The following is a 26,527-nucleotide window of genomic DNA, read 5'->3' as shown; positions in this document are numbered from 1 at the left end:
TTAAACTTAAAAACTCTAGACTAAAAAATAAAAATCCTTGTAAAACATAGGATTTACAAGGGTTTAGGCTTATTTGAATACTACTCTAGTGACCTCGGCAGGATTCAAACCTGCAACCGCTGGAGCCGAAATCCAGTGCGCTATTCAGTTGCGCCACGAGGCCTTTATTATCCTAAAAGTTGCTTAACGGCTGTAGAAATTGCTTTTCCATCAGCTTTTCCAGCTAATTGTTTTGAAGCCATGCCCATAACCTTTCCCATATCTTTCATTGAAGTTGCACCAACCTTACTCATAATATCAGCTATCACATTTTTTAAATCATCTTCACTCATTTGTTCTGGTAAAAATTGAGCAATTATTTCAACTTGTGCTAATTCAGGTGCTGCTAAATCTTCACGTGCTTGTTCTTTATAAATTGATGCGCTATCCTTACGCTGTTTTACTAATTTTTGAAGTAATTTTATTTCTTCCTCTTTTGTTAGTTCACTTGAAGCACCTCCTTTGGTTTGAGCCAACAATATTTCAGATTTTATTGCTCTTAAAGATTCTAAAGCTACAGCGTCTTTAGCCTTCATTGCTTCTTTTAGTTTTATCATTAACTCTTGTTGTAAACTCATGTGTAGTTGTTTTTTGCGAAGATAAAAAAAAAGAACTCGAAAATCTTTAATAATTTTAAAGATTTTCGAGTCTAAAACTTAGAAAATCATCTAAGGGTACTCATCTTTGGGCTACTTTTTAATCTACATTATCATGTAAAAAAGAGTTATTAGAACGAAATTGAATATCATCATTATCATCTACTTCAAGAGTAGTTCTAGATTGATTAATTTCAGAAGAATGTGATGTTTTATCTAATTCAACTCCCATTCTTTTATATGCGGGTTCTTTTTCAATTTCTTCAACATTTTTTTTAACTTTATTTACAAATTGATAATTGAAGTTTTTCATTTTTTCTCGTCTGTGAGCGGCTCTTTTTTGTAATTCATCAAAAGTTAATTCTAGTGGTGAAACTTCAATATGATCAACAACTTCTTGTTTATTCACATCAATTTTCAGTTCAGTTTCAGAACGTAACGTAAAATTTAATTCGTCAGCATCATTTTCTTTAACCAAATCAGGTTTTGAAGCTTTTGTTAAATTATCTTCCAGCGCTGAATAATCTTCTAAAGAAAAATAAACTTCTTCATTAACTTCTTTTATGGGTTTTACAACTTGATGATCAACAACTTCAATGTTATTAATCTTATTTATTGGTTCTTCAAATTTTTTTTTGATGAAATTTTCTTCAATTGGCAAATCAAATGTTAATGCTATTTGACTTTCTTCTTCAATTAGTTGAATTGGTTCTTCTTCAACTTCTGAAGTTACTGATGTAATTACAAAATCTTCAATTTTTTCAAATGAAATTTCTTCGTGAATAACATCTATATTTTTAATGAAATCTGTTGTAGGAATTATTTGAAATTCTTCTTCAACTTCTTCTCCTAAATCATGAACTATTTTATCTACTACTTTTGGAGTATTGGTAATTGTATTCACAGTTTTTTTAGGTAAAGGAGCATCTATCCTTTTTTCATTAAAATCATAAGTTGCCTCTTGATCAGAATCAAGCGTATGAATTATTTTTTTAGCCTCAGTATTTGAAATTTCATGTTGTTGATCTTTATTAAAACCTGTAGCTACAATTGTAACAGATATAGCATCTCCTAACGAATCATCTTCACCAACTCCCATAATAATGTTAACATCAGTCGTATTTATAGATGTTTTGGCTTCTGTTTGAATAAATTCATTAATTTCTCCTATTTCATCAATTGTAATTTCTTCGGTACCTGAAACTATTAACAATAGCACATTTTTAGCACCGGTTATTTTATTATCGTTTAATAATGGCGAATCTAAAGCTTTAGAAATAGCTTCATGAGATCTATTTGCTCCTGATGCTGTTGCAGAACCCATAATTGCAGTTCCACTATTAGAAAGTACTGTTTTAGCATCTTTTAAATCAATATTTTGTGTGTAATGATGTGTTATTACTTCAGCAATACCACGTGCAGCTGTTGACAATACTTCATCTGCTTTAGAAAAACCTGCTTTAAATCCAAGGTTTCCATAAACTTCTCTTAATTTATTATTATCTATAACAACCAAAGAATCTACATATTGACGTAGTTTTTCTATTCCTTTTTGAGCTTGTTCATTACGCATTTTACCTTCAAAAGAAAAAGGTGTAGTTACAATACCAATTGTTAACAAATCTAATTCACGAGCAGCTTTAGCAATAATTGGAGCAGCACCAGTTCCTGTTCCTCCACCCATACCAACAGTAATAAATACCATTTTAGATTTAGTAGATAACATTTCTTTTATTTCCTGAACACTTTCTATTGCTGCTTGCTCACCTACTTCTGGGTTTGCACCAGCACCCAATCCTTCAGTTAAAGAAGCTCCTAATTGTATTTTTGTTGGGATTGCGCTACTTTGTAATGCCTGAGCATCAGTATTACAAATAACAAAATCAACGCCATTTATACCTTGTGAGTACATATGATTTACGGCATTACTACCTCCACCACCAACTCCTATTACTTTAATAACGTTAGACTGATTTTTTGGTAAATCGAATGAAATGTTGTCAAAATCTGAACTGCTCATAATATTGTATTTATTTGGTCTTTTCCTTAATTTATTTCTCTATTCTGCATTATCTAAAAAATCTCTGAACTTCTCTCCCCATTTATCGAAAATAGATTTTTTAGGTTCTTCAACTTTTGCTTCTTCATTTTCAGAAGTGTTTTCTTCTAATGATTCCTCATCAACTTTTAACGTGTTTTTTATTTTTTCTTTATCAATTTTATTTAAACCATTCATTAAAAGTCCAACTGCTGTTGCATATTGCGGGCTTGATAAACTTTCATCAGAATCTCCTGCTAAGTTTTCATTTGGATACCCAATTCTTGTATCCATTCCTGTAATATATTCAACTAATTGCTTTATGTGTTTTAATTGTGCGCCACCACCTGTTAAAACAATTCCTGCAATTAATTTTTTCTTTGATTCTTCATAACCATAATTCTTAATCTCCAAAAATACTTGCTCAATAATTTCAATTACTCTAGCATTAATTATTTTTGATAAGTTTTTTAATGTAATTTCTTTTGGATCTCTACCTCTTAAACCAGGTATTGAAACAATTTCATTGTCTTTGTTTTCACCTGGCCACGCCGATCCAAATTTTGTTTTTAATAATTCGGCTTGCTTTTCAATAATTGAACATCCTTCTTTAATATCTTCAGTAATTACATTTCCTCCAAATGGCACTACTGCTGTATGACGAATTATTCCGTTTTTAAAAATGGCTAAATCTGTTGTTCCACCTCCAATATCAATTAATGCAACTCCTGCTTCTTTTTCTTCAGTACTTAAAACTGCTTCTGCTGATGCTAATGGTTCTAATGTAATACCTGCTAAATTTAAACCTGCACTTTTAATACAACGTCCAATATTTCTTATTGAAGAAACCTGACCTACAACCACATGAAAATTAGCTTCTAACCTTCCGCCATACATTCCAACCGGCTCACAAATTTCTGCCTGTCCATCCACTTTAAATTCTTGCGGAAGTACATGTATAATTTCTTCACCCGGAAGCATAACAAGCTTGTATACTTGCTTTTCTAGCTTTTCTAAATCCTCATCATTTATTACTTCTTCAGAGTTTGGGCGCGTGATATAATCACTATGTTGTAAACTTCTAATATGTTGACCTGCAATACCTACAACTGCTTCAGTAATTTTAATTCCAGAAACCGCAATAGCCTCATCAACAGCCATTTGTATAGATTGTATGGTTTGAGTTATATTATTAACAACACCTCTATGCACTCCTAAACTTTTTGCTTTTCCAGTACCAAGCAACTCTATTTTTCCGTACTCATTTCTACGACCAATCATAGCAACAATTTTTGTTGTTCCTATGTCTAACCCTACTGAAATATCATTGTGTTCCATAATTTATTTTTTTGTACACACCACCTGGTTGTTGTATTTTAAATTTATCGCTATATAATTATCTATGGTGTTATCAACCATTGTTTTCTTAAAAAATGATTTCAAATTCTTTAATTTCTGATTCAAATCATTTGTGTTTCCTAAAATTATTTTTTGATTTCCAATTCTGGGCGTCAAAATAAATTCATTATTCGGCATTTTTTGAATACTGATTAACTGTTTTTTTAAAAATTCATCATTCAAAATTGTTGTTACCAACAAATGAATTTCATTAATATCAGTCTCTTTAATAGCTCCATAAACCAACAATACTCTTGCTGAATGATTTGATGATAAAGGCATTATTTTTGCCTGTTTATCAATATAATAACTCTTTGTGTTTGATAGAACTCTTGCAATTGGCGTTCGTTGTTTAACTTTAGCTTTCAACAAACCATCAACCGTTAAAAAAATTGCTGCATTTTCTACCATGGGGTGTGACAGTACATTCTTTTCTAACAACTGTAAATCTATAACAGATTTTGCTTTGTTTTTAACTGTTGCACCATTTTGTATTAACAATTTATTAACCATTTCGTAATTCATAAAAAGATTGTTTCCTTCTTCAAATTCAATCAATATATCACGTACTGTATTTGCATTATTTTTGTTTACTGAAAAGCCAGACAAAAACACTACTAAAGCTAGTAATAAAAACCCTTTTATGTAATTCCAATTAACTTTCAACGCTTAAATTATTTTTAATTTCATCAACTAATCCCCCTATATCTCCAGCACCAATCATAACTATTATTTGTGCTTCTGATTTTAAAACGTTTGCTAATAACTTTTCTTTTGAAGAAACTTGTTTTTTTTCAATTGAAATTTTACTTAGCAACCAATTTGAAGTTATTCCTTCAATTGGCAATTCTCTTGCCGGATAAATATCCAGTAATATTAATTCGTCAAACTTTGCTAAACTTGTTGCAAAATCTTCTACAAAATCTTTTGTTCTACTATATAAATGCGGCTGAAAAATTCCTAACACTTTTTTGGTTGGATACATTTCTTTTACAGAATCTACCACAACATTTATTTCTGTTGGATGATGTGCATAATCATCAATCAATACTAAATTTTCTGATTTAATTTTATACGAAAAACGCCTTTTAATCCCTTTAAATGTTAGTAAAGCTTTAGCAATGACAGGTAGAGAAACTCCTAAATTATTTGCCATTGCCAAAGCTGCCACTGCATTTAGCACATTATGTTTTCCTGGTAAATTTATATGTATGTTTTTTATGCTTTCTAAAGGAGTTTGTACATCAAAAATGTAAGTTCCGCCTTCTATTCTTACATTTTTAGCATCGTAATCAGCATTCTCATTAATTCCGTATGTTAGCCCTTTTATTGGTAATCCTTTTCTTACAATTAACGTGTCAGACACTTTGGCTGCAAATTCTTTAAAAGATTTTTCCAGTTCAGAATGACTTCCATAAATATCTAAATGATCTGCATCCATTGATGTTATGCAAGCAATATTTGGAGATAATTTTAAAAAAGATCGATCAAACTCATCAGCTTCAACCACTGAAATTTCACTGCCTCCCAAAATTAAATTTGAATTATAATTTTCTGAAATTCCCCCTAAAAATGATGTTGCATTTACTTCAGCCTCCTTCAAAATATGTCCTAAAATTGTTGATGTAGTGGTTTTTCCATGAGTGCCTGCAACTGCCAAACAATTGGTGTTTTTAGTAATTTCCCCTAAAATTTCTGAACGTTTTAACACCTTAAAATCATTATTTAAAAAATAATTTAATTCTGAATGATTTGCAGGAACAGCTGGTGTGTAAACTACAATTGTATTTTTATTGTTTTTGAATGCTGAAGGAATTAAATTTAACGAATCTTCAAAATGAATTTCAACACCAATATGCTGCAATGATTTAGTTATATTGGTTGAAACTTTATCATAACCCGCAACATTTTTACCACTACTTTTAAAATAGCTTGCAATGGCGCTCATACCAATTCCTCCTACACCAATAAAATAGACATTATGTATTTTATCTAAATTCAAATTTCTTAACTAATTAATAATTTTTCTATTTCTTTTACTATATCTTTTGTTGCATTTGGCAATGCTAATTTTTTAATGTTTGTACTTAATGTTTGTTGTAATTTTTCGTCATTCAATAATTCACTAAACATTTTTTGAAACATCTCTAATTCAGATTCTTTTAGCAACAAAGCAGCATTTTTATTTACAACAGCCAACGCATTTTTAGTTTGATGATCTTCAGCAACGTTAGGCGAAGGAATAAATATTACTGGTTTACCAACAATACATAATTCTGAAATTGAACTTGCTCCTGCTCTACTAATTAATACATCTGCTGCTGCATATGTCAAGTCCATTTTATTCAAAAAAGCATACGTTTGTACACCTTCTAATTCATCATATTTTTTGAATTCATTATAATATAACTTCCCTGTTTGCCAAATTACTTGGACTTTATTTTTTACTAACCAATGAATGTGTTTTTCTATTAAATTATTTACAGCTCTTGCGCCTAAACTTCCACCAATAACTACCAGTGTTTTTTTGTCTAAATTTAAATTAAAATGAACCTCAGCTTCTTCTCTTTTATCTTCAACCTTCAATAAATCTTGACGAACTGGATTTCCGGTTTTTATAATTTTTTTAGAATGAAAAAAACGCTCTAAACCATCATAAGCAACACAAATTTTATCAGCCTTTTTACTCAACAATTTATTGGTTATTCCTGGATATGAATTTTGTTCTTGAATAACTGTTTTTACACCTTTTCTATTCGCCATAAATAAAGTTGGGCCACTTGCAAAACCACCAGTACCAATTACTATTGTTGGTTTAAATTTTTTGATAATTTTATAAGCATTCCACAAACTACTAAGAAGCTTAAATGGAAATGCTAAATTTTTTAATGACAAACTCCTTTGAATTCCTGAAATCCACAATCCTTTAATTTCAAAACCTGCTTGTGGAACTTTTTCCATTTCCATTCTATCTTTGGCACCTACAAACAAAAAGTTAGCTTCAGGATACTTTCCTTTAAGCTCATTTGCTATAGAAACAGCCGGGTAAATATGCCCACCTGTACCACCTCCACTTAATATGACATTAATCGATTGCTTCATGTAAAATATCTAATGGGTTTTCTTCAGTTTCTTTTTCTTCTTTATTAGCTGATACACTTAAAATAATTCCAATAGCAATACATGTCATCCAAATAGATGTTCCTCCGCTACTAATTAATGGCAATGTTTGACCGGTTACAGGAAATAAATTAACAGCTACCGCCATATTTATCATAGCTTGAAATATGATTGGCAAACCAACTCCAATGACTAATAATGTTGCAAAAATGCTCGTTGCTTTTTTAGCTGCCATTACAATTCTAAATAACAATAAAAAATATGAGAGTATAATAACTGAAGCGCCCAACAAGCCATATTCTTCAATTATAATTGCAAAAATAAAATCGGACGAAGATTGTGGTAAAAAATTTTTCTGAACACTTTTTCCTGGTCCTCTTCCTATTAAACCTACACTAGCAATAGCTATTTTAGCTTTTTCAACTTGATAACCTTCTTCTGCATTTTTATTAGAAAAATTCTCAACTCTACTAATCCAAGTATCAACTCTATTTGGCATTGCATCAGGAAATGCTTTTGCAACAAGCACAAATAGAGTTAACCCCAGAATACCCATTCCCACAACGGATAATATATATTTTAAAGGATAACCACCTATGAAAACTAATAATAACACCATGCAAAAAACAATGGCTGTTGTTGAGAAGTTTGCTGGTAATATTAAAATTAATACTGCAGCTACAGGAAGCCATAAATACAATGCTGTTTTTTTAATAGTCACTTCTTTATCCTTATTACTTGCTAAATAATGAGATACATACATCATTAAAACCAAACTAGCCAATGTAGATGTTTGAAAACTAATACCTATAATTGGTATTTGAATCCAACGGCTAGCATTTGCACCTCCAATGGTTGTACCTTGTGTTATTGTGTAAACAAGTAGTAATATTACAAACGGAATCATTAAAACTGCTCCTCTTCTAAAATAAATTAGTGGCATTTTATGAACTGCGTAAATAATTAAAAATCCACAAGACAGTAAAAAAACATGTTTTAATAAATGAAAAGTAGTAGTACCATTATTTACAACATACACCAAGTTTGTACTTGCGCTGTAAACAGGTAAAAATGATAGAATAGCTAAAAAGCCTACAATTCTCCAAATTGCTCTATCTCCCTCTAATTTTTTAAAAATACTTTTCATGTATATTTTTAACTTTTATTATAACTCTTTAACAGCTTGTTTAAATTTATTACCTCTGTCTTCATAATTTTCAAACAAATCAAAACTTGCGCAAGCTGGTGACAACAATACCGCATCACCTTTTTCAGCTATTTTGTATGCAACTTTCACTGCTTCTTCAGCTCCAGCAGTTTCAACAACTAAATCAACTACATTATAAAAAGTTTGCACTATTTTTTGATTATCAACACCTAAACAAATAATTGCTTTCACTTTTTCTCTTACCAAAGGCATTAAATCTAAATAATCGTTTCCTTTATCAACTCCACCTACAATCCAAACTGTTGGAGACTGCATACAATCTAAAGCGTAAAATGTAGCATTAACATTCGTTGCTTTAGAATCATTAATATATTGCACTCCATTTATTTTTAGCACAGACTCAAGTCTATGTTCAGCACCTTCAAAATCTTCTAAACTTTCTCTTATTGTTTCTTTTCTTACTTTTAACAATGAAGCTGCCATAGCAGTAGCCATTGCGTTTTTTGTGTTGTGTTTTCCTTTTAATGCTAAGGTTGAAATGCCCATTATTTTTTCTTCTTTTTTATAATTGATTATTAGTTGTTTGTTTTTTAAATACACTCCTTGTTTTAATTCGCTTTTTATTGAAAAAGGTAATAATGTAGCTTTTACTTTATTATTTTTAAGCCAATTAGAAATTACCTCGTCATCAAAATCATAAATCAAAAAATCATTTTCTGTTTGATTTTCTATAATTCTGAATTTAGAATTGATATAGTTATCAAACTTATAATTATACCTATCTAAATGATCAGGTGTTATATTTGTAATTATTGCTATATGAGGTGCAAAATTTTCAATTCCATCTAATTGAAAACTGCTTAACTCCAACACATGAATATCTGATTTTTTTTCAGCTACTTGTTGTGCAAAACTGTCTCCAATATTTCCACCCATACTCACATTGAAATTTTCTTTCTCCAAAACATGATTTAGAAGCATTGTTGTAGTAGTTTTCCCGTTTGAACCGGTTATCCCAACAATAACTCCATTTGTATATTTTGAAGCAAACTCAATTTCAGAAATTACAGAAACACCCTTTTCTTTTAACGCTATTACTAATGAAACAGTATCAGGAATTCCCGGACTTTTCATTACTAAGTCAGCATCAAAAATTTTAGTTTCAGTATGATTTCCTTCTTCAAAAGAAATGTTATTATTTAAAAGAACTTTTTTATATTTTTCTGCAATTGTTCCTCTGTCAGAAACAAAAACATTGTACCCTTTTTGCTTTCCCAAAATAGCAGTTCCTATGCCGCTTTCACCTGCTCCAAGAATCACTAATTTTTTCATTTATCGTAACTTTAACGTTACTATTGTAAACACTGCTAATAGAATACCTATAATCCAAAAACGTGTTACTATTTTACTCTCATGATACCCGGATTTTTGGTAATGATGATGTAATGGCGACATTTTAAATATGCGCCTTCCTTCTCCGTACTTTTTCTTGGTATATTTAAAAAATCCTACTTGAAGTATCACCGATAAATTTTCTACTAGAAAAATTCCAGCCAACACAGGTATTAATAATTCTTTACGAACAGCAATAGCTAAAACAGCAATAATACCTCCAATAGTTAAACTTCCAGTATCACCCATAAAAACTTGAGCCGGATAGGTATTGTACCATAAAAAACCTATCAATGCGCCAACAAAAGCCGCAATAAAAATGGTCATTTCACCAGAATTTGGGATATACATAACATCCAAATAATTGGCGAAAATTATGTTACCTGAAACCCATGAGAAAATACCTAAAGTAAGTACAATAATTGCCGACGAACCAGCTGCTAAACCATCAATTCCATCGGTTAAATTTGCGCCATTTGAAACTGCTGTTATAATAAAAATTACAATTGGAATAAAAATTAACCAAGCATATTCTTTAAATCCATTCCCTAAAAAGCTTAACACATCTGCATATTCAAACTCGTTATTTTTTACGAATGGAATGGTGGTTTTTGTTGATTTTTTTGCGTCAGCAAATAAAACAGGTGCTCCTTTCTCTGAAACATATTGGTATTTTACTGGTAATTTTTCTTTCATTGTAACACTTGGATGAAAATAAAGCATTGCTCCAACAAAAATTCCTAAAGTAACCTGGCCTAAAATTTTGAACCTCCCCTTTAAACCTTCTTTATCTTTTTTGAAGATTTTAATATAATCATCAATAAAACCAATTGCACCCATCCACAATGTTGTAATCACTAATAGTACAATGTAAATATTGTCAATTTTAGCAAATAACAACACAGGAATTAACGTTGCCAAAATAATGATAATACCACCCATTGTAGGCGTTCCTGCTTTTTCTACTTGACCTTCTAAGCCTAGATCTCTAACAGATTCTCCAACTTGTTTTTGCTGTAAATAATTAATAATTCGTTTACCATAAATTGTTGAAAAAAGCAATGAAATCATAAACGCCAATGCAGATCTAAAAGAAATGTACTGAAACAATCCAGCTCCTGTTAAATTGTAATGATTTTCTAAATATTCAAATAAATAATATAGCATCGCTTAACTTTCTATGGCTATTAATAATTCTGTTATTTTCTCGTAATCATCAAAATGTGAACGTTTTCCATTTACTTCCTGATAGGTTTCGTGTCCTTTTCCTGCTATTAAAATAATATCTCCTTTTCTTGTAAATTTTATAGCTGTTTTAATTGCTTGTTCTCTATCTAAAATTGAAATTGTTTTTTTAAAATTTTGAGGTTCAACTCCCGCTTCAATTTCCTCAATAATTGTTTGTGGATTTTCACTTCTTGGATTATCAGAAGTAAAAATTGCTTGCGTACTTAATTGAGATGCTAAACGCCCCATAACAGGTCGTTTAGCTTTATCTCGATCTCCACCGCATCCCACAACGGTAATAACTTGTTCATTTCCAGTTCTAATATCATTAATAGTTTCCAACACATTTTTTAATGCATCTGGTGTGTGCGCATAATCAACTACAGCTGTTACGCCACCTTCAGAAATAAAATGTTGGAATCTTCCACTCACACTTTCTAATTCACTTATATAAATTAATGCTTCAGTTTTATCTATCCCTAATAAATTTGCGACTCCAAAAACTGCTGCTAAATTGTACGCGTTAAAACTGCCTATTAATTTTGCCCAAACTTCATTATTATTTATAGTTAACAACAAACCTGAAAATTGATTTTCTAAAATTTTAACTTTAAAATCAGCCATTGTTTTTAATGCATACGACTGCTTTTTAGCTTCAGTGTTTTGAAGCATAATTGTACCGTTTTTATCATCTAAGTTTACCAATGCAAAAGCTGATTTTGGCAACGAATCAAAAAACGATTTTTTTACATCTCTATATTCCTTAAAAGTTTTATGATAATCTAAATGATCGTGTGTTAAATTGGTGAAAACCCCACCTGAAAACTGTAATCCTTCAGTTCTTTTTTGATGAATTCCATGAGAACTCACTTCCATAAAGCAATAATCAACACCTAATTCAACCATTTCATTCAAATATTTATTAATTAATACTGAATTTGGTGTTGTATGTGTTGCGTTATGCTGAATTGAATCAACCATAATTTTTACAGTTGACAACAAACCTGTTTTATAACCGGCTTTTTGAAATAAATTATATAATAATGTTGCAATAGTAGTTTTACCGTTTGTGCCAGTAATACCAATTAATTTTAATTTTGATGATGGGTTTTCATAAAAATTTGAAGCTATAATTGCCAATGCTATATCTGCATCAGTTACTTTAATGTATGTAATCTCTTGAAGTATTTTTTTAGGTAAATTCTCACAAACAATAACTGTTGCACCTAACTTAATAGCTTTTTCAATAAATTGATGTCCGTCAAAAGTTAACCCTTTTTGAGCCACAAACAGCGTGTTTTGCTTCACCTCTCTAGAATCAAAAACAATAGCGTTTACCAGCTTCTCAGTGCTACCAAGAATTGTATCTAAACTAACTTTATATAATATGTCTTTAACTAACTTCAATTATATGAGATTTAAAACTATTGTTGCGCCTTTTGTTAATTTTTCCCCAGCTTTTATTGACTGCTTTTTTACTTTTCCTTTACCTGTATAATTCACCTTCAAACCAATATTTTCTAGTAAAGAAATTGCATCCATACCAACCATTCCTTTTACATTTGGAATTGAATTAAATTCCTTGTTAGAAATTGCATAATACTTTTTGAAACTATTATTAACACCTGTTAAGTTTGGAGTGTTATTATCAATTTCATGAATAATGTGGTTTGAAGTATATATTTTATGTGCAATATCTTTAAAAACAGGACCAGAAACATCTGCACCATAAAAACCTGTTTTTGAATCAGGTTTATGAATGACAACAATGCATGAGTATTTTGGATTTTCAGCAGGAAAATAACCTGTAAATGATGAAATGTATCTTTTATTTTTAACCCATTCTTCATAGTTTCCGTACTCTGTTCTTGCAGTCCCTGTTTTACCAGCCATTGAGAAATTTTCATCATACAATTTTTGACCAGTTCCGCGAACAACAACATTTTTTAAAACTTCTTGAACTTTCTTAACGGTTTCTTTAGAACATATTTCAGAATCAATTACAACTTTATCAAAAACTTCAAGCTTATTATCTCTAGAACGAATTTCCTTTACAAACTTTGGTTTCACCATTTCCCCATTATTTGCAATTGCATTGTAAAAAGTTAATGTTTGTAACGGTGTTAATTTTAAATTATAACCGTAAGCAATTGAAGGTAGAGCGTTTTTACTCCATATTTCATCTCCAGGTGAAGGAATTTGAGGCTTTCCTTCTCCTTTTATTTTTAAACCTATTAGGCTATTTAAGTGCATTCTTTTTAAAGAATTGATGAATTCTTCTGGCTTTTTACCAAAATTTTCTTCAATCAATCTTGCAAAACCAATATTTGACGAAACTTCTAACGCACGAGCAGCCGAAATTTCTCCATAACCACCTCTGTGAGAATCATTAATATACCTACCATACATTCTATATTTTCCTTCACCCGTATCAACAACTGTACTTGTATCTATTTTACCTGATTCTAAAGCCGCAACCAAAGACATTACTTTAAAAGCTGAACCTGGTTCATGAGATTCATAAACAGCATAGTTTCTTTTTTCGTAATATTTACCTAGTGAACTTCTCCCTAAATTTGAGATTGCCTTAATTTCACCGGTTTTAGTTTCCATAACCACAACACAACCGTGTTCTGCATTGTAAATTTCTAACTGCCTTAGCAAAGAGTGATGTGCAATATCTTGTATGTTTACATCAATAGTTGTAACTATATCTTTACCGTCTATTGGCTCTTTTTCGTTATTATCATTAATTGGTTTCCATTGGCCTTGAGCAATTTTCTGCTTCATTCTCCAACCATGCTGACCTTTTAAATAACTTCTATATGCGCCTTCAATTCCTGGAGCTCCTCTATAATCATCATAACCAATAGTTCTTTCAGCAACTTTACCTAACGGATGCGCTCTAACAGTTGATTGTTCAGCAATAAAACCACCTTTGTACATTCCTAAATTAAAAATTGGGAATGATTTTAGTTTCATATAATCATTATAGCCCAACTTTCTTTCTATAAATAAGTACCTATTTTTTGTGTTTCTGGCTTTTCTAATTTTAGTTTCCCAAGCCAACACAGAATTTCCTAACATTTTTGATAACTCTTTGGCTAAGTTTCGTATTTCTTTTTCAAAAACTTCAGCATTAACAGTAACAACATCCATTCTAATTTCGTATTGCGACATTGATGTTGCTAACAAACTACCATCAGCTGAAAAAACATTTCCTCTATTTGAAAAAATGGTATCATTTCTTAAGGTAAGTTGCTCTGATAAGTTTCTGTACTTTTCACCATCAGTAATTTGAATATTGGTAAGCTGAACTACTATCACCACTAAAAACAGCGTGATGAACACAAGTACAAGATACAATCTCTTCATTATGTTTTTTTTAGTAGTTGTCAAAGTTTATTTATTTTTTATGGGTTACTCTTATTACTTGCGGTGGCGTTTCACTTGGTTTTAATTCCAACTCCAACACCTTAATTTTTATTGTTGACTCTAATTTTAAATTCATTGAAGTAGATCTTGTATCTACAAATTCCGACCTTAATTGCTTTACCTTTTTGTTTAGCTTTGCAATTTCCATTACTTTTTTATCTGAACTATGTGAACTGGCAATCATAACCATCATTAACATTACCATAAACAACATAAAACGCCAATTTTTAAACGAGTCTTCATTTACTAAAAAATCACCTTTTAATAATTGATATATGCTGTTTTTAAATTTAGACATTACTTTAATGTTGCTATTCTTAGTTTTGCACTTCTTGCTCTATTATTTATTTTAATTTCCTGAAATGAAGGAATTATCATTTTTCCTAATTTTTTCATTGGCACAGTTATATTTCCATAAAAATCTTTTTCAGGCTCACCTTCAAACAATCCATTTCTTATAAAACGCTTCACCAATCTATCTTCAAGAGAATGATATGATATTACACTTAGTCTTCCCTCTTCATTTAATACTTCTGGTATTTGTAATAAAAACTCTTTTAAAGCTTCTATTTCCTGATTCACTTCTATTCTAATTCCTTGAAATATCTGTGCTAATATTTTATGTTCAACAGCTTTTGGAACAAACTCATTCAACACTTCTTTTAATTGAAAGCTTGTTTTAATTTTCTTTTCAGTTCTTGTTTCAACAATTTTTTTAGCTATTGCTCGTGCATTTCGTAATTCACCATATTGAAATAACACATCACTTAATTTTTGTTCATCGTAAAAATTCACTACTTGAAATGCCGATAACTCACCTTCTTGATTCATTCTCATATCTAAATCCGCATCAAACCGTGTTGAAAAACCTCTTTCAGCTTCATCAAACTGATGTGAAGAAACACCTAAATCTGCCAAAACACCGTCCACTTTTTTTACGCCATAAAATCTTAAATATCTTTTTATGAATCTGAAATTTTGAGGAATCAATGTAAAACGCTCATCATCAATCATATTTCGTTTTGCATCTTCATCTTGGTCAAATGCAAACAGTTTTCCATCTTCATTTAACCTGCTTAATATTTCTCTTGAATGACCTCCACCACCAAAAGTAACATCAACATATACACCGTTTGGCTTAATATTTAAACCATCAATACTCTCTTTTAATAAAACCGGATTATGATATTCCATCTTCGCTATCTATTACATTACCCATAACTTCTTCAGCTAAACCTGCAAAATCAACTGTTGCATCATCAATAGCTTTTTCATAATTATCCTTATCCCAAACTTCAATAATATTTACAGCTGAAGAAAGAACCACATTTTTAGTAATCCCAGCAAAATTTTGTAAATCTTTTGGTATCAACAATCTTCCCGAAGCATCTAATTCAACAATTTTTACTCCCGCAGTAAATCTTCTTATAAAGTCATTATTCTTTTTAACAAACCTATTCAACTTGTTTACTCTCTGCATTAAAATATTCCACTCAGACATCGGGTACATTTCTAAACATGGCTGAAACACAGAACGTTTCAATACAAATCCATCTTGTAATATTGGTGAAAGCTGTTTCTTCAATGCAGCCGAAAGTACTAGCCTTCCTTTGGCATCTGCTTTACATTCATATGTTCCAATTAAATTTACCATTGCTTGTTTGAGTCAACCCAAAAATATAAATTTTTTCCCACAAATATCCACTTTTACCCACTTTGTTGATAACTTTTAACACTTACACTGGTTTTTCGACTATAATTTTGAATTTCAGGCAGTTAAAACTTAATTTACTTGTATTTATAAAAAAGTAGTAATTTAGAAAAAAAACTTACCTTTGTCGCAAGCATAAAAATCAAAATTTAATGAGTAAGAATCTTATAACAGAAGGGAAGTTTAGTTATCTTGAAGCTGGAGAAGGGCAACCTATTATAGTACTTCATGGACTTATGGGAACCTTGAGTAATTTTGACAACGTTTTAAGCTATTTTTCAGCTAATGGTTATAAAGTAATTATTCCCGAATTACCTATATACACTTTACCCTTATTAAAAACCAATGTTAAAAATATTTCTAAATTCCTAAAAGAATTTATGGCTTTTAAAAATATTGATAACACAATTTTACTGGGAAACTCATTAGGAGGACACATTGCTTTGTATTTTACAAAATTAAATTTGAAAAATGTGACTGGACTTGTTTTAACTGGAAGTTCAGGTTTATATGAAAAATCTATGGGTGATACATACCCGAAAAGAGGTGATTATAACTATATAAAAACTAAAACTGAAGAGGTTTTTTATGATCCTAAAGTTGCCACTAAAGAAATGGTTGATGAAGTTTTTGCTTCAGTTAATGACAGACATAAAGTTATAAGAACTTTAGCCATTGCTAAAAGTGCAATTAGACATAATATGGCTAAGGATTTACCTGAAATGAATACTCCTACGTGCTTAATTTGGGGAAAAAACGACACTGTGACTCCGCCTGAAGTAGCTGAAGATTTTGAAAAATTATTGCCTGATGCTAACTTATTTTGGATTGACAAATGTGGACATACACCTATGATGGAGCATCCTGATGAGTTTAATAAAATTCTTGAAGGTTGGTTAAATGAACGAAATTTGTAACTAATGAAAATTAAAACCGCTGATTTTGTAATTAGCAATTCGGATGTTGCTAAATGTCCAAAAGAAATTCTTCCTGAATACGCATTTATTGGGAGATCAAATGTTGGTAAATCTTCATTAATCAACATGCTTACCGACAGGAATAAGCTAGCTAAAATATCTGGGAAGCCAGGTAAAACACAGCTTATTAATCACTTTAAAATAAATAATAATTGGTTTTTAGTAGATTTACCAGGTTATGGTTATGCTAAAGTTTCAAAAACCGTAAAACAAACTTTTCAAAGTTTTATAAAAAATTACTTTTTACAACGTGAACAATTAATTTGCACGTTTGTATTAATTGATTCACGACTTGAACCTCAAAAAATTGATTTAGAATTTATGCGATTTTTAGGCGAAAGCGGAATTCCGTTTTGTATCATTTTTACAAAAATTGATAAAATTAAATTATCTCAACTAAATAGAAATGTTGAAGTTTATTCTAAAACAATGACTAAAACAATGTGGGAAACTATGCCACAACACTTTATTTCATCTTCAACTAATGCTTCAGGAAGAAAAGAAATACTTGAATTTATTGATGAAATAAATCAAAAAGTAGAAAAAAAGAACTAAAATGCCTTCTACTAAAGACAATTTAAAAATCTTATTTGAAGATAACCACCTAATTATTGTTAACAAACAATCTGGAGATATTATTCAAGGTGATAAAACCGGCGACACACCCCTAAGCGAAATTGTCAAAGAATATATCAAAGAAAAATACAACAAACCTGGAAATGTTTTTTTAGGAGTTGTTCACAGATTAGACAGACCAACAACAGGTGTTGTTGTTTTTGCTAAAACATCTAAAGCATTAGAACGGTTCAACAAAATGTTACGTGATAAAACTGTTAACAAAACGTATTGGGCTGTGGTAAAAAACAAACCAATTAAAGAAATTGATACGCTTACCGGATATTTAAAAAAGAATCCTAAAAACAATAAATCCACTTCTTATTCTTCTGAAATTGAAGGAAGTAAAAAAGCCACTCTTCATTATAAAACACTAAAATCTTTAGATAATTATCACTTATTAGAAGTTGATTTAGAAACGGGTCGTCATCATCAAATTAGATGCCAGCTAGCAGCTATTGGATCGCCCATAAAAGGCGATTTAAAATATGGTTTTAACCGAAGTAATAAAGATGCAAGTATACACTTACACGCACGCAAAATTGAGTTTATTCACCCAGTTACAAAAGAAACTATTTTAATAACTGCTCCAACTCCAAATGAAGTTATTTGGCAAGCTTGCAATTAAAAATTAAGCGTTATTCTTCTTTTCTATAATATCCCCTAAACATAAATTTCCAACACTTCCTTTGTGTGTGTGAATTACTTTTTTTTCTGGATTAAAAGTGCCTTCATTAATACTTTTTCCAATAATTTTATAGGCATCTCTAAATGGTGTTCCATTTTGAACTAACTTGTTAACCTCCTCTACACTAAACAAATACAAATATTTATCATCATCAATTATAGCATCGTTTATTTGAATATTATGTAACGAATAAGTCAACATTTCTAAACACGATTTTAATACTGAAAATGATGGAATTAATCCTTCTTTTAACAGTTGTAAATCTCTGTGATAACCACTTGGTAAATTAGTTGTAATTAATGTAAACTCATAAGGTAAGGCTTGTAGTTTATTACATTTTCCTCTTATCAATTCAAAAACATCTGGGTTTTTTTTATGCGGCATTATACTTGAGCCTGTTGTTAATTCATCTGGAAATGAAATAAAACTAAAGTTTTGACTCATATATAAACAAATATCCATGCTCATTTTTGCCAATGTACTTGCTACTGAACTTAGTGCAAAAGCTACCGACTTTTCTAGCTTTCCTCTTCCCATTTGAGCAGCAACAGAGTTGTATTTTAATGTTTCAAAATTTAATTCTTTGGTTGTAAAATCTCTATCAATTTGGAATGAACTTCCATAACCAGCTGCAGAACCTAACGGATTTTGATCCGCTACTTTGTAAGCTGCTTTTATAAAATAAATATCATCAATTAAACTTTCAGCATACGCAGAAAACCACATTCCAAAAGACGAAGGCATTGCCACTTGTAAATGCGTATAACCTGGTAGTAAAACATCTTTATATTGTTCGGCTAATTTAATTAACAAATCAAAAAGCTCATCAACGCCACCTTCAATTTCGTCTAATGCATCTTTTACATATAAATGCACATCAACCAAAACCTGGTCATTTCTTGAACGAGCTGTATGAATTTTTTTACCTGTATCTCCTAACTTCTCCGTTAATAAAAATTCTATTTTAGAATGAACATCTTCAAATGTATCTTCAATAATAAAATTTCCATTATTAATATCAGCTAAAATCAACTCTAATTCTGTTTCTAAAGATTGTAATTCTTTCGCAGTTAACAAACCAATGCTATGTAACATTTTTGCATGTGCAACATTACCAATCACATCGTATTTTGCCAAAATTAAATCTAATTCTCTGTCGTTTCCAACAGTAAATAAATCTATTTTTTTATCGGTTGAAAATCCTTTATCCCAAAGTTTCATAATTATATAATTTCATTTAATATTTTAATGTACAAATCTATACCTTCTTCAATTTCGTTCAAATAAATAAACTCATCGGCTGTATGTGAACGTAAACTTTGCCCAGGCCCTAATTTTAACGATGGACAACTTAACACCGCCTGATCAGACAATGTTGGCGAACCATACGTTTCTCTTCCTAATTTAATACCAGCTTCAACAATTGGATGCTCTTTTGGGATGGAAGAAGAGTTTAAACGAAGTGATCTTGGGCATACTTCAGACTTCACATTTGATTGTATAATTTCATTAACTTCTTGATTGCTATACGCATCAGTAACCCTAACATCAACCACGTAGTTACAACTAGCCGGAATCACATTGTGTTGATGTCCTGCTTCAACTTGTGTAACTGTCATTTTAACTTTACCTAAAGTTTCAGAAACCTTTGGAAATTCAAAAGTTTGAAACCAATTAATATCTTCAATTGCATTATAAATTGCATTATCTCCTATGCCGTGTGCAGCGTGACCTGCAGTTCCTTTTGCTTCACAATTTAACACCATTAAACCCTTTTCAGCAATTGCTAATTGCATTAATGTTGGCTCTCCAACAATAGCAAAATCAATTTCAGGAATCACTTTTAGCATACTATTTAAACCATTTGGCCCAGAATTTTCTTCCTCGGCAGAAGCTACAATTATAAAATTATAATTCAAATCATTGCGATTATAAAAATACGTGAATGATGCCAATAATGAAACCAAACAACCACCGGCATCATTACTTCCTAAACCATATAATTTACCATCAACAACTTCCGGGTTTAAAGGATCTTTTGTATATCCTTTATTTGGTTTTACTGTATCGTGATGCGAGTTAAGCAATATTGTTTTTTTCGATACATCAAAATGCTTGTTTTTTGCCCAAACATTATGTTTATCACTTTCAAATTTTATATCATGACTAGAAAACCATTGCATAATTAACAAGGCTGTTTCATTTTCTTCTCCTGAAAATGACTGCTTTGAAATTAAATTCTTCAACAATTCAATAGCTTCTTTTGTAAGTTGATTTATCATTATTTTAAACTTAATGTTGTAAATAAATTTGCTTCATTTTTCACCAATGAAGCATCTCCAATTTTTACTTTTTGAACTCCTTTTTTTAATGCGCTAAAACAATTATGAAGTTTAGGAATCATACCTTCTGAAATAACACCCTGCTCTATTAACTGTTCGTATTTGTTTAGATTAATGTCTTTAATTACTGAATTTCCATCTTCAATGGTTTCTAAAACACCTTTCAATTCAAATACATAATTTAACTGAACATTGAACAAATCACTCATTGCAATTGCAACTTCTGAAGCAATTGTATCAGCATTAGTATTTAATAATTGTCCTTTTTTATCGTGTGTAATTGCACAAAAAATCGGAGTCATATTATTTTGTAAAAACACATTGATAGTTTCAGTATTTACTTCATCTACATCACCTGCAAACCCATAATCAATCTCTTTAACAATACGTTTGTGAGCCAATATACAATTTGCATCAACTCCCGACAAACCTAAAGCATTGCAATTATTTTGCTGTAATTGAGCCGTTATATTTTTATTTAACAAACCTGCATATACCATAGTAACCACTTCTAAATTAGCTTCATCAGTTACTCTTCTACCGTTTATCATTTTAGGTTTTAAACCCATTTCTGAAGCAATTTCAGTAGCTCTTTTTCCTCCTCCGTGAACTAAAATTTTAAAACCTTCTAATTCAGAAAAATCTTTTAAAAAGGAAGCTAAAGCAACCTCATCATTAATGATGTTCCCTCCTATTTTAACGATATTAAGTTTACTTTTCATTTTTTATTCTATTTCTAAATGTCATTCCTGCGAAGGCAGGAACCTATTTCTATAAACATTCTTTGGATTCCTGCCTTCGCAGGAATGACAAATTAAATTTTCGTCAACCTGAACCTGATTCAGGTTCGCATAATAACTTGCGATCACTATGATGAGATTCTGAAACAAGTTCAGAATGACGACTTTTTATTATTTTAAGACTATAAGTTCTCCAATATTTTCTTCAACACAATTTGTGCAGAATAAGTTCTATTATTTGCCTGCTGAATCACAATTGAATTTTCAGAATCTATCACTTCATCTGCAACTATCACATTTCTTCTAACTGGCAAACAGTGCATAAACTTCGCATTATTTGTTAATTTCATTTTATCTGCATTAATCATCCATTCCGAATCAGTTTTTAAAACCTGCCCGTATTCTTTATAAGAACTCCAATTTTTAACATAAATAAAATCTGCATTTTCAAAAGCTTTTTCCTGATTGTATTCTATGGTTGAATTCTTCGTTATTTCAGGATTCAACTCATAACCTTCTGGATGTGTAATTACAAAATCGGCACCTTGAAATTGCATCATTTCTACAAAAGAATTTGCTACTGCATGTGGCAATGCCTTTGGATGCGGAGCCCAACTCAATACAACTTTTGGTTTATGTAAAACTTTGTTTTCCTCCATAGTAATTGCATCAGCCAACGCTTGTAAAGGATGCCCCGTGGCGCTTTCCATATTTACAACCGGAATCCCTGCATATTTCTCGAAACTATTTATCACAATTTCGGCATTGTCTTTTTCTTTATCAGTCAACGATGCAAAAGCTCTAATAGCCACAATATTGCAATATTGCGCAATTACTTTCGCCGCTTCTTTTATATGTTCAGATTTATTTTGATTCATTACAACTCCATCTTCAAACTCTAATTGCCAACCTTCGCTTCCAAAATTCATTACAATAGTATGCATTCCTAAATTTTGAGCTGCTTTTTGAGTGCTTAAACGTGTACGTAAACTATTGTTAAAAAATAATAAACAAATTGTTTTCCCTTCTCCAAGAGTTTTAAACTGTAATTCGTTTTTCTTTAACTCAATAGCCTCTTGCACTGTTATTTGCAAACTATCCAAATCTTTTAAGCTAGTGTAATGTTGCATTTTATTGTATTGTTATTTTTGTGAATTCTGCCTTATTATTAATTGCGTTAACTATAAAATTATCGTTTGAACCATTTAAAATCCAGGTTTCAATATTGGCTTTTTGTGCTATTTCAGCAGCTTCAATTTTAGTTTTCATTCCTCCGGTTCCTCCATTAGAAACAGATTTTTCAGCTTCGCCTTTTAAGAGTTCAATATCAGCTGTTTTCACAATAGTTTTTAAATTGTTATTATTGATAGATTCTTTGGTGTAAACACCATTTGTATTGGTGGCAATTATCAGTAAATCAACCTCTAACAAAACTGCTGCTAATGCCGATAACTTATCATTATCACCAAATTTAATCTCATCAGTTGCTACAGTATCATTTTCATTAATAATAGGAATATAGCTATTTTCAACTAATACATTAATTGTATTTACAATATTTTTTTTGGATTGTTTTTTCTCAAAATCTGAATACGACAATAAACATTGTGAAGTTAACAACCCTAATTCTCTAAAATTTTCTTGAAAAATTCGCATTAAATGTGGTTGACCAATAGATGCTAATGCTTGCTTTACATTAATTTCCTTTCCGTTACTCTCTAAATTTACAAATTGTTTGGCTGCAGCTATTGCGCCAGAGCTCACAATTACAAATTCGTAATCATCTTTTAACAAGGCTATTTGTTGTGCAATGTCTTCAATTTTACCTCTAGAAATATTATTAGTTCCTTTGGTGAGCACATGTGTACCTATTTTGAGTAAAATTCTCTTTTTATCTGATTTGCCCATCTCCGTATATAAACCATTTGTTTGTTACTAAATGTTGCAATCCCATTGGACCTCTATGATGCAGCTTATCTGTGCTAATTGCCAATTCACCACCCAAGCCAAACTGACCACCATCTGTAAAACGAGTAGAAGCATTCTGATACACTGCTGCAGAATCAACAGATTCCATAAAAGCGGTTGCAATTTCGTCATTTTTTGTAATAATAACTGCTGAATGTCCACCTCCGTATTTGTTGATTTTAGCAATAGCTTCTTCCGAAGAATTTACACTTCCAATTACAATTTTATAATCTAAAAATTCTTCAAACCAAATATCCTCATTATCAAAGGCTGAAACATTTTCAAAAGCTGACACATCTACATCTCCTAAAATTTCAACATTTGACTCTAACAATTTCTTTATCAGATTTTTAATAAAAACTTCTTTAACTGGAAGGTTCTTATTAATTAAAACTTTATCTACCGCATTACACGCTGATATTTTTGCTATTTTTCCATTAATTATCACTTTTAAAGCAAGCTCTAAATCAGCTTCAGTATCTACATAAATAAAGTTATTTCCTCTACCACTTACAATTACTGGGCAGGTTGCGTTTTTCTTTACAAAAGCAATTAATTTTTCACCTCCACGCGGTACAATTAAATCTACTTTTTGTGTAGGGTTTTCTAAAAATGCTTGGGTTTCGGTTCTATTATAATTTAAATATTCCACCCAATTTGTTGAAATATTATTTTCGGTTAATGCTTTGTGCCATAAATCCACAATTTTTAAGTTTGAATTTATGGATTCCTTTCCTCCTTTTAATAAAATTTTATTTCCCGATTTAAAAGCAATTCCAGCTGCTTCAACAGTCACGTCTGGTCTAGATTCATAAATAATTAAAACTGTACCAAAAGGCGCAGATTTATTGGTTATTTTTAATCCGTTTTCGTGTGTAAAATGAAACAAATCTTTTCCCACTGGATCAACATCAGCAATTAACTGCTGCAACGATAAAATCATTCCGTCAATTTTTTCTTCATCCACTTTTAAACGATCATACATTGCTAAATCATCACCATTATAATTGTCAACATCTAACTTATTTGCATTCAATATTTCTGGTTTTTCAGCCGCAATTAAATGAGCCATTGAAAGTAAAACATTATTTCGTTGTTGTGAAGTTAAAGTAGTATTCATTATTTTAAAATTTCTTTCAAAGCGTTTATAAAAATAGCGATGTGTTCTTTATTTATATTTAATGGTGGTAAAATTCTTAATAAATTTTTATTGCTTGAACCACCTGTAAAAATGTGCTTGTCAAAAATTAATTTCTTTCTTAGCTCTCCAACTTCAAAATCAAATTCAATACCTAGCATTAAGCCTTTTCCTTTTACTTTTTTCACTTGAGAAATGGCTTTAATTTCTTCTAAAAAATAATTAGAAACTTCATTTACATTACTTACTAAGTTCTCCTTTTTAAGAATATCTAACACTGAAATTGCTGCTGCACAAGCTAAATGATTTCCTCCAAAAGTAGTTCCCAACATTCCAAATTTAGCTTTATATTTATCTGAAATCAGCACCCCTCCAATTGGAAATCCGTTTGCCATTCCTTTAGCAATTGTAATAATATCAGGTTGAATATTATGATACTGAAACGCAAAAAATTGACCGCTTCTACCGTAACCAGACTGAATTTCATCTAAAATCAAAGGCACTTCTTTCTTATTACATATTTCCTGAACTTCTTTAAAAAATTCAGTAGTTCCTTCATCTAAACCACCAACTCCTTGAATTCCTTCAATAATTACTGCTGCTATATCTTCTTTTCCTAATTCATGAATTACCAATTCAATATCATTCAATGGTAAAAAAGTAACTTCTTGCTGTAAATTTATTGGTGCATTTATATTCTTATTATCGGTAGCTGCAACTGCTGCTGATGTTCTTCCATGAAAAGCATTGTTAAAAGAAACTATTCTACTTTTTCCAGTTTCAAATGAAGCTAATTTTAACGCATTTTCATTTGCTTCAGCACCTGAATTACACAAAAACAATTTATAATTTTCACATCCTGATAACTCACCTAATTTTTGAGCTAATTCTTGCTGTAACGGATTTTGAATTGAATTGGAATAAAATCCAATTGCATCAAGTTGTTGCTTCAATAAATTAACATAATAAGGATGTGTATGTCCAATTGAAATTACACCATGGCCGCCATATAAATCTAAATATTTTGTGTTATTTTCATCCCAAACATAAGCTCCTTCAGCCTTTACAGGTGTAACATTATACAACGGATATACATTAAATAATTCCATATCAACAAATTTTAAATCTGATTAATTTTTTCAAATGAAGTTACCAATCCTTTAATTATTGAAGAGCTTAACCCTTGATGTTCCATCTCATTTAAACCTTCAATAGTACAACCGCTTGGTGTTGTAACTTTATCAATTTCTTGCTCTGGGTGATTCCCCGATTGTATTAATAAACTAGCCGCACCTAAACAAGTTTGCATGGCTAATTCTTGTGCTTCATCTGCATGAAAACCAAGTTGAACTGCACCTTGAGCAGTAGCTCTAATTAAACGCATCCAAAAAGCAATTCCGCTTGCGCAAATTACCGTGGCAGATTGCATTAATTTTTCTTCAATGCACATTGTTTTTCCCAACGAATTAAATATCGTTTTGGCTAACTCAATATTTTCTTTTCCTTTTTCATTTGCACTTAAACATGTCATAGATTGCCCCACAGAAATTGCTGTGTTTGGCATACTTCTAATAATAGCCGTTTCATTTCCTAAAACGGTTTCAATTTCATGTATTTTCCTACCTGTGATAACAGAAATTACAGTATGTTTTTTTGCATCTATTTCATCTTTAATTTCTTCTAAAACAGTTTGCAACTGATTTGGCTGTACAGCAACTATTACAATATCAGAAAAACGTACTGCTTCTTTATTATCAGAAGAAATTGTAACATTTGGCAAGTTTTCCCAAGTACTTAATGAGGCTGTATTTCGTTTTGTTAAATATAGATTTTTAATGTTAAAACTTTTTTGAGATAATATCCCTAGAGCTATTGAATAACCTAAATTTCCTGTCCCTATAATTGCTATTTTCATTTGTCTATATATTTTTTTAA

The 26,527-nt window shown here is 30.8% G+C and carries 25 protein-coding genes and 1 tRNA gene; 3 read left to right on the top strand and 23 right to left on the bottom strand.

What is annotated here, in order from left to right; all coding sequences use genetic code 11:
- Positions 1-89: 89 nt before the first annotated feature.
- From GQ540_RS09220 to GQ540_RS09150, 15 genes are all read right to left on the bottom strand, one after another.
- Positions 90-163, bottom strand: a tRNA-Arg gene (locus GQ540_RS09220).
- Between the two features lie 4 nt (positions 164-167).
- Positions 168-617 carry a GatB/YqeY domain-containing protein gene (locus GQ540_RS09215; RefSeq protein WP_291800303.1) on the bottom strand — a complete coding sequence of 150 codons (450 nt, stop codon included), beginning with the start codon at positions 615-617 and terminating at the stop codon, positions 168-170.
- Between the two features lie 118 nt (positions 618-735).
- Complete coding sequence (ftsZ, locus tag GQ540_RS09210) at positions 736-2,655, bottom strand: cell division protein FtsZ (RefSeq protein ID WP_291800301.1); 1,920 nt, start codon at positions 2,653-2,655, stop codon at positions 736-738.
- 39 nt (positions 2,656-2,694) lie between these two features.
- Positions 2,695-4,011, bottom strand: coding sequence for a cell division protein FtsA (ftsA, locus tag GQ540_RS09205; protein WP_291800299.1), 1,317 nt, complete (start codon positions 4,009-4,011; stop codon positions 2,695-2,697).
- A gap of 3 nt (positions 4,012-4,014) precedes the next feature.
- On the bottom strand, positions 4,015-4,737 hold the full coding sequence (locus GQ540_RS09200) for a cell division protein FtsQ (protein ID WP_291800297.1): 723 nt from the start codon (positions 4,735-4,737) through the stop codon (positions 4,015-4,017).
- The gene (gene murC, locus GQ540_RS09195; RefSeq protein ID WP_291800295.1) at positions 4,727-6,073 is read right to left on the bottom strand and encodes a UDP-N-acetylmuramate--L-alanine ligase; all 1,347 of its coding nucleotides are present in this window, start codon (positions 6,071-6,073) and stop codon (positions 4,727-4,729) included. Before murC ends, GQ540_RS09200 begins: the two co-directional genes overlap by 11 nt.
- A 5-nt stretch (positions 6,074-6,078) precedes the next feature.
- Positions 6,079-7,173, bottom strand: coding sequence for an undecaprenyldiphospho-muramoylpentapeptide beta-N-acetylglucosaminyltransferase (gene murG, locus GQ540_RS09190; RefSeq protein ID WP_291800293.1), 1,095 nt, complete (start codon positions 7,171-7,173; stop codon positions 6,079-6,081).
- Positions 7,157-8,338, bottom strand: a complete 1,182-nt coding sequence (locus tag GQ540_RS09185; RefSeq protein WP_291800291.1) for an FtsW/RodA/SpoVE family cell cycle protein — start codon at positions 8,336-8,338, stop codon at positions 7,157-7,159. The genes murG and GQ540_RS09185 overlap by 17 nt, the downstream gene beginning before the upstream one ends.
- Positions 8,339-8,356: 18 nt before the next feature.
- The gene (murD, locus tag GQ540_RS09180; RefSeq protein WP_291800289.1) at positions 8,357-9,691 is read right to left on the bottom strand and encodes a UDP-N-acetylmuramoyl-L-alanine--D-glutamate ligase; all 1,335 of its coding nucleotides are present in this window, start codon (positions 9,689-9,691) and stop codon (positions 8,357-8,359) included.
- Positions 9,692-10,918, bottom strand: a complete 1,227-nt coding sequence (mraY, locus tag GQ540_RS09175) for a phospho-N-acetylmuramoyl-pentapeptide-transferase (RefSeq protein ID WP_291800287.1) — start codon at positions 10,916-10,918, stop codon at positions 9,692-9,694.
- A gap of 3 nt (positions 10,919-10,921) precedes the next feature.
- The gene (locus GQ540_RS09170; RefSeq protein ID WP_291800285.1) at positions 10,922-12,385 is read right to left on the bottom strand and encodes a UDP-N-acetylmuramoyl-L-alanyl-D-glutamate--2,6-diaminopimelate ligase; all 1,464 of its coding nucleotides are present in this window, start codon (positions 12,383-12,385) and stop codon (positions 10,922-10,924) included.
- Complete coding sequence (locus tag GQ540_RS09165) at positions 12,386-14,353, bottom strand: penicillin-binding protein (protein WP_291800283.1); 1,968 nt, start codon at positions 14,351-14,353, stop codon at positions 12,386-12,388.
- A gap of 31 nt (positions 14,354-14,384) precedes the next feature.
- Entirely contained in the window at positions 14,385-14,711 is a 327-nt protein-coding gene (locus GQ540_RS09160) for an FtsL-like putative cell division protein (RefSeq protein WP_291800281.1), read from the bottom strand.
- Positions 14,711-15,607: a 16S rRNA (cytosine(1402)-N(4))-methyltransferase RsmH gene (rsmH, locus tag GQ540_RS09155; protein ID WP_291800279.1), complete on the bottom strand. Its 897-nt coding sequence runs from the start codon at positions 15,605-15,607 to the stop codon at positions 14,711-14,713. The genes GQ540_RS09160 and rsmH overlap by 1 nt, the downstream gene beginning before the upstream one ends.
- Positions 15,594-16,067: a division/cell wall cluster transcriptional repressor MraZ gene (locus GQ540_RS09150; protein ID WP_291800278.1), complete on the bottom strand. Its 474-nt coding sequence runs from the start codon at positions 16,065-16,067 to the stop codon at positions 15,594-15,596. The genes rsmH and GQ540_RS09150 overlap by 14 nt, the downstream gene beginning before the upstream one ends.
- A gap of 209 nt (positions 16,068-16,276) precedes the next feature.
- On the opposite strand from GQ540_RS09150, the gene GQ540_RS09145 reads away from it, so the two are divergent.
- From GQ540_RS09145 to GQ540_RS09135, 3 genes are read left to right on the top strand one after another with little or no spacing between them, the layout of a single operon-like run.
- Positions 16,277-17,041, top strand: coding sequence for an alpha/beta hydrolase (locus tag GQ540_RS09145; protein WP_291800276.1), 765 nt, complete (start codon positions 16,277-16,279; stop codon positions 17,039-17,041).
- Positions 17,042-17,044: 3 nt separating this feature from the next.
- On the top strand, positions 17,045-17,656 hold the full coding sequence (gene yihA, locus GQ540_RS09140; protein WP_291800274.1) for a ribosome biogenesis GTP-binding protein YihA/YsxC: 612 nt from the start codon (positions 17,045-17,047) through the stop codon (positions 17,654-17,656).
- Position 17,657: 1 nt separating this feature from the next.
- Positions 17,658-18,344: an RluA family pseudouridine synthase gene (locus GQ540_RS09135; protein ID WP_291800272.1), complete on the top strand. Its 687-nt coding sequence runs from the start codon at positions 17,658-17,660 to the stop codon at positions 18,342-18,344.
- Positions 18,345-18,347: 3 nt separating this feature from the next.
- Here the strand turns inward: GQ540_RS09135 and argH are convergent, their stop codons facing one another.
- The 8 genes from argH to proC form a co-directional block, all read right to left on the bottom strand.
- Positions 18,348-19,625, bottom strand: a complete 1,278-nt coding sequence (argH, locus tag GQ540_RS09130) for an argininosuccinate lyase (protein WP_291800270.1) — start codon at positions 19,623-19,625, stop codon at positions 18,348-18,350.
- A 2-nt stretch (positions 19,626-19,627) separates the two neighbouring features.
- Complete coding sequence (locus GQ540_RS09125) at positions 19,628-20,686, bottom strand: M20 family metallo-hydrolase (protein WP_291800268.1); 1,059 nt, start codon at positions 20,684-20,686, stop codon at positions 19,628-19,630.
- Positions 20,686-21,468, bottom strand: coding sequence for an acetylglutamate kinase (gene argB / locus GQ540_RS09120; RefSeq protein WP_291800266.1), 783 nt, complete (start codon positions 21,466-21,468; stop codon positions 20,686-20,688). Before argB ends, GQ540_RS09125 begins: the two co-directional genes overlap by 1 nt.
- 200 nt (positions 21,469-21,668) lie before the next feature.
- A complete protein-coding gene (locus GQ540_RS09115; protein ID WP_291800263.1) occupies positions 21,669-22,616 on the bottom strand; it encodes an N-acetylornithine carbamoyltransferase in 948 nt (315 codons plus the stop codon).
- A 1-nt stretch (position 22,617) separates the two neighbouring features.
- Positions 22,618-23,394, bottom strand: a complete 777-nt coding sequence (gene proB / locus GQ540_RS09110; protein WP_291800261.1) for a glutamate 5-kinase — start codon at positions 23,392-23,394, stop codon at positions 22,618-22,620.
- A complete protein-coding gene (locus GQ540_RS09105) occupies positions 23,378-24,574 on the bottom strand; it encodes a glutamate-5-semialdehyde dehydrogenase (RefSeq protein WP_291800259.1) in 1,197 nt (398 codons plus the stop codon). Before GQ540_RS09105 ends, proB begins: the two co-directional genes overlap by 17 nt.
- On the bottom strand, positions 24,574-25,701 hold the full coding sequence (locus GQ540_RS09100) for an aminotransferase class III-fold pyridoxal phosphate-dependent enzyme (protein ID WP_291800257.1): 1,128 nt from the start codon (positions 25,699-25,701) through the stop codon (positions 24,574-24,576). Before GQ540_RS09100 ends, GQ540_RS09105 begins: the two co-directional genes overlap by 1 nt.
- Positions 25,702-25,712: 11 nt before the next feature.
- A partial coding sequence (gene proC, locus GQ540_RS09095) for a pyrroline-5-carboxylate reductase (protein WP_367206002.1) occupies positions 25,713-26,527 on the bottom strand: 815 nt, incomplete at its 5' end.

Origin of the sequence: Lutibacter sp., assembly GCF_013139515.1 — a bacterium.
Taxonomy (GTDB): domain Bacteria; phylum Bacteroidota; class Bacteroidia; order Flavobacteriales; family Flavobacteriaceae; genus Lutibacter.
Note: the sequence above shows the minus strand (reverse complement) of the source record. Positions and strands in the feature narration are given on the sequence as shown.

Excerpts from the sequence above, each read along its gene's own strand:
- GQ540_RS09150 (WP_291800278.1), bottom strand. The coding sequence starts at position 16,067 with ATGGTAAATTTAATTGGAACATATGAATGTAAAGCAGATGCCAAAGGA.
- GQ540_RS09145 (WP_291800276.1), top strand. The coding sequence starts at position 16,277 with ATGAGTAAGAATCTTATAACAGAAGGGAAGTTTAGTTATCTTGAAGCT.
- ftsZ (WP_291800301.1), bottom strand. The coding sequence starts at position 2,655 with ATGAGCAGTTCAGATTTTGACAACATTTCATTCGATTTACCAAAAAAT.
- GQ540_RS09215 (WP_291800303.1), bottom strand. The coding sequence starts at position 617 with ATGAGTTTACAACAAGAGTTAATGATAAAACTAAAAGAAGCAATGAAG.
- yihA (WP_291800274.1), top strand. The coding sequence starts at position 17,045 with ATGAAAATTAAAACCGCTGATTTTGTAATTAGCAATTCGGATGTTGCT.
- GQ540_RS09165 (WP_291800283.1), bottom strand. The coding sequence starts at position 14,353 with ATGAAGAGATTGTATCTTGTACTTGTGTTCATCACGCTGTTTTTAGTG.
- argH (WP_291800270.1), bottom strand. The coding sequence starts at position 19,625 with ATGAAACTTTGGGATAAAGGATTTTCAACCGATAAAAAAATAGATTTA.
- GQ540_RS09100 (WP_291800257.1), bottom strand. The coding sequence starts at position 25,701 with ATGGAATTATTTAATGTATATCCGTTGTATAATGTTACACCTGTAAAG.
- GQ540_RS09105 (WP_291800259.1), bottom strand. The coding sequence starts at position 24,574 with ATGAATACTACTTTAACTTCACAACAACGAAATAATGTTTTACTTTCA.
- proB (WP_291800261.1), bottom strand. The coding sequence starts at position 23,394 with ATGGGCAAATCAGATAAAAAGAGAATTTTACTCAAAATAGGTACACAT.
- murG (WP_291800293.1), bottom strand. The coding sequence starts at position 7,173 with ATGAAGCAATCGATTAATGTCATATTAAGTGGAGGTGGTACAGGTGGG.
- murD (WP_291800289.1), bottom strand. The coding sequence starts at position 9,691 with ATGAAAAAATTAGTGATTCTTGGAGCAGGTGAAAGCGGCATAGGAACT.
- ftsA (WP_291800299.1), bottom strand. The coding sequence starts at position 4,011 with ATGGAACACAATGATATTTCAGTAGGGTTAGACATAGGAACAACAAAA.
- GQ540_RS09135 (WP_291800272.1), top strand. The coding sequence starts at position 17,658 with ATGCCTTCTACTAAAGACAATTTAAAAATCTTATTTGAAGATAACCAC.
- GQ540_RS09115 (WP_291800263.1), bottom strand. The coding sequence starts at position 22,616 with ATGCAACATTACACTAGCTTAAAAGATTTGGATAGTTTGCAAATAACA.
- rsmH (WP_291800279.1), bottom strand. The coding sequence starts at position 15,607 with ATGGAATATCATAATCCGGTTTTATTAAAAGAGAGTATTGATGGTTTA.
- GQ540_RS09125 (WP_291800268.1), bottom strand. The coding sequence starts at position 20,686 with ATGATAAATCAACTTACAAAAGAAGCTATTGAATTGTTGAAGAATTTA.
- GQ540_RS09185 (WP_291800291.1), bottom strand. The coding sequence starts at position 8,338 with ATGAAAAGTATTTTTAAAAAATTAGAGGGAGATAGAGCAATTTGGAGA.
- argB (WP_291800266.1), bottom strand. The coding sequence starts at position 21,468 with ATGAAAAGTAAACTTAATATCGTTAAAATAGGAGGGAACATCATTAAT.
- mraY (WP_291800287.1), bottom strand. The coding sequence starts at position 10,918 with ATGCTATATTATTTATTTGAATATTTAGAAAATCATTACAATTTAACA.
- GQ540_RS09160 (WP_291800281.1), bottom strand. The coding sequence starts at position 14,711 with ATGTCTAAATTTAAAAACAGCATATATCAATTATTAAAAGGTGATTTT.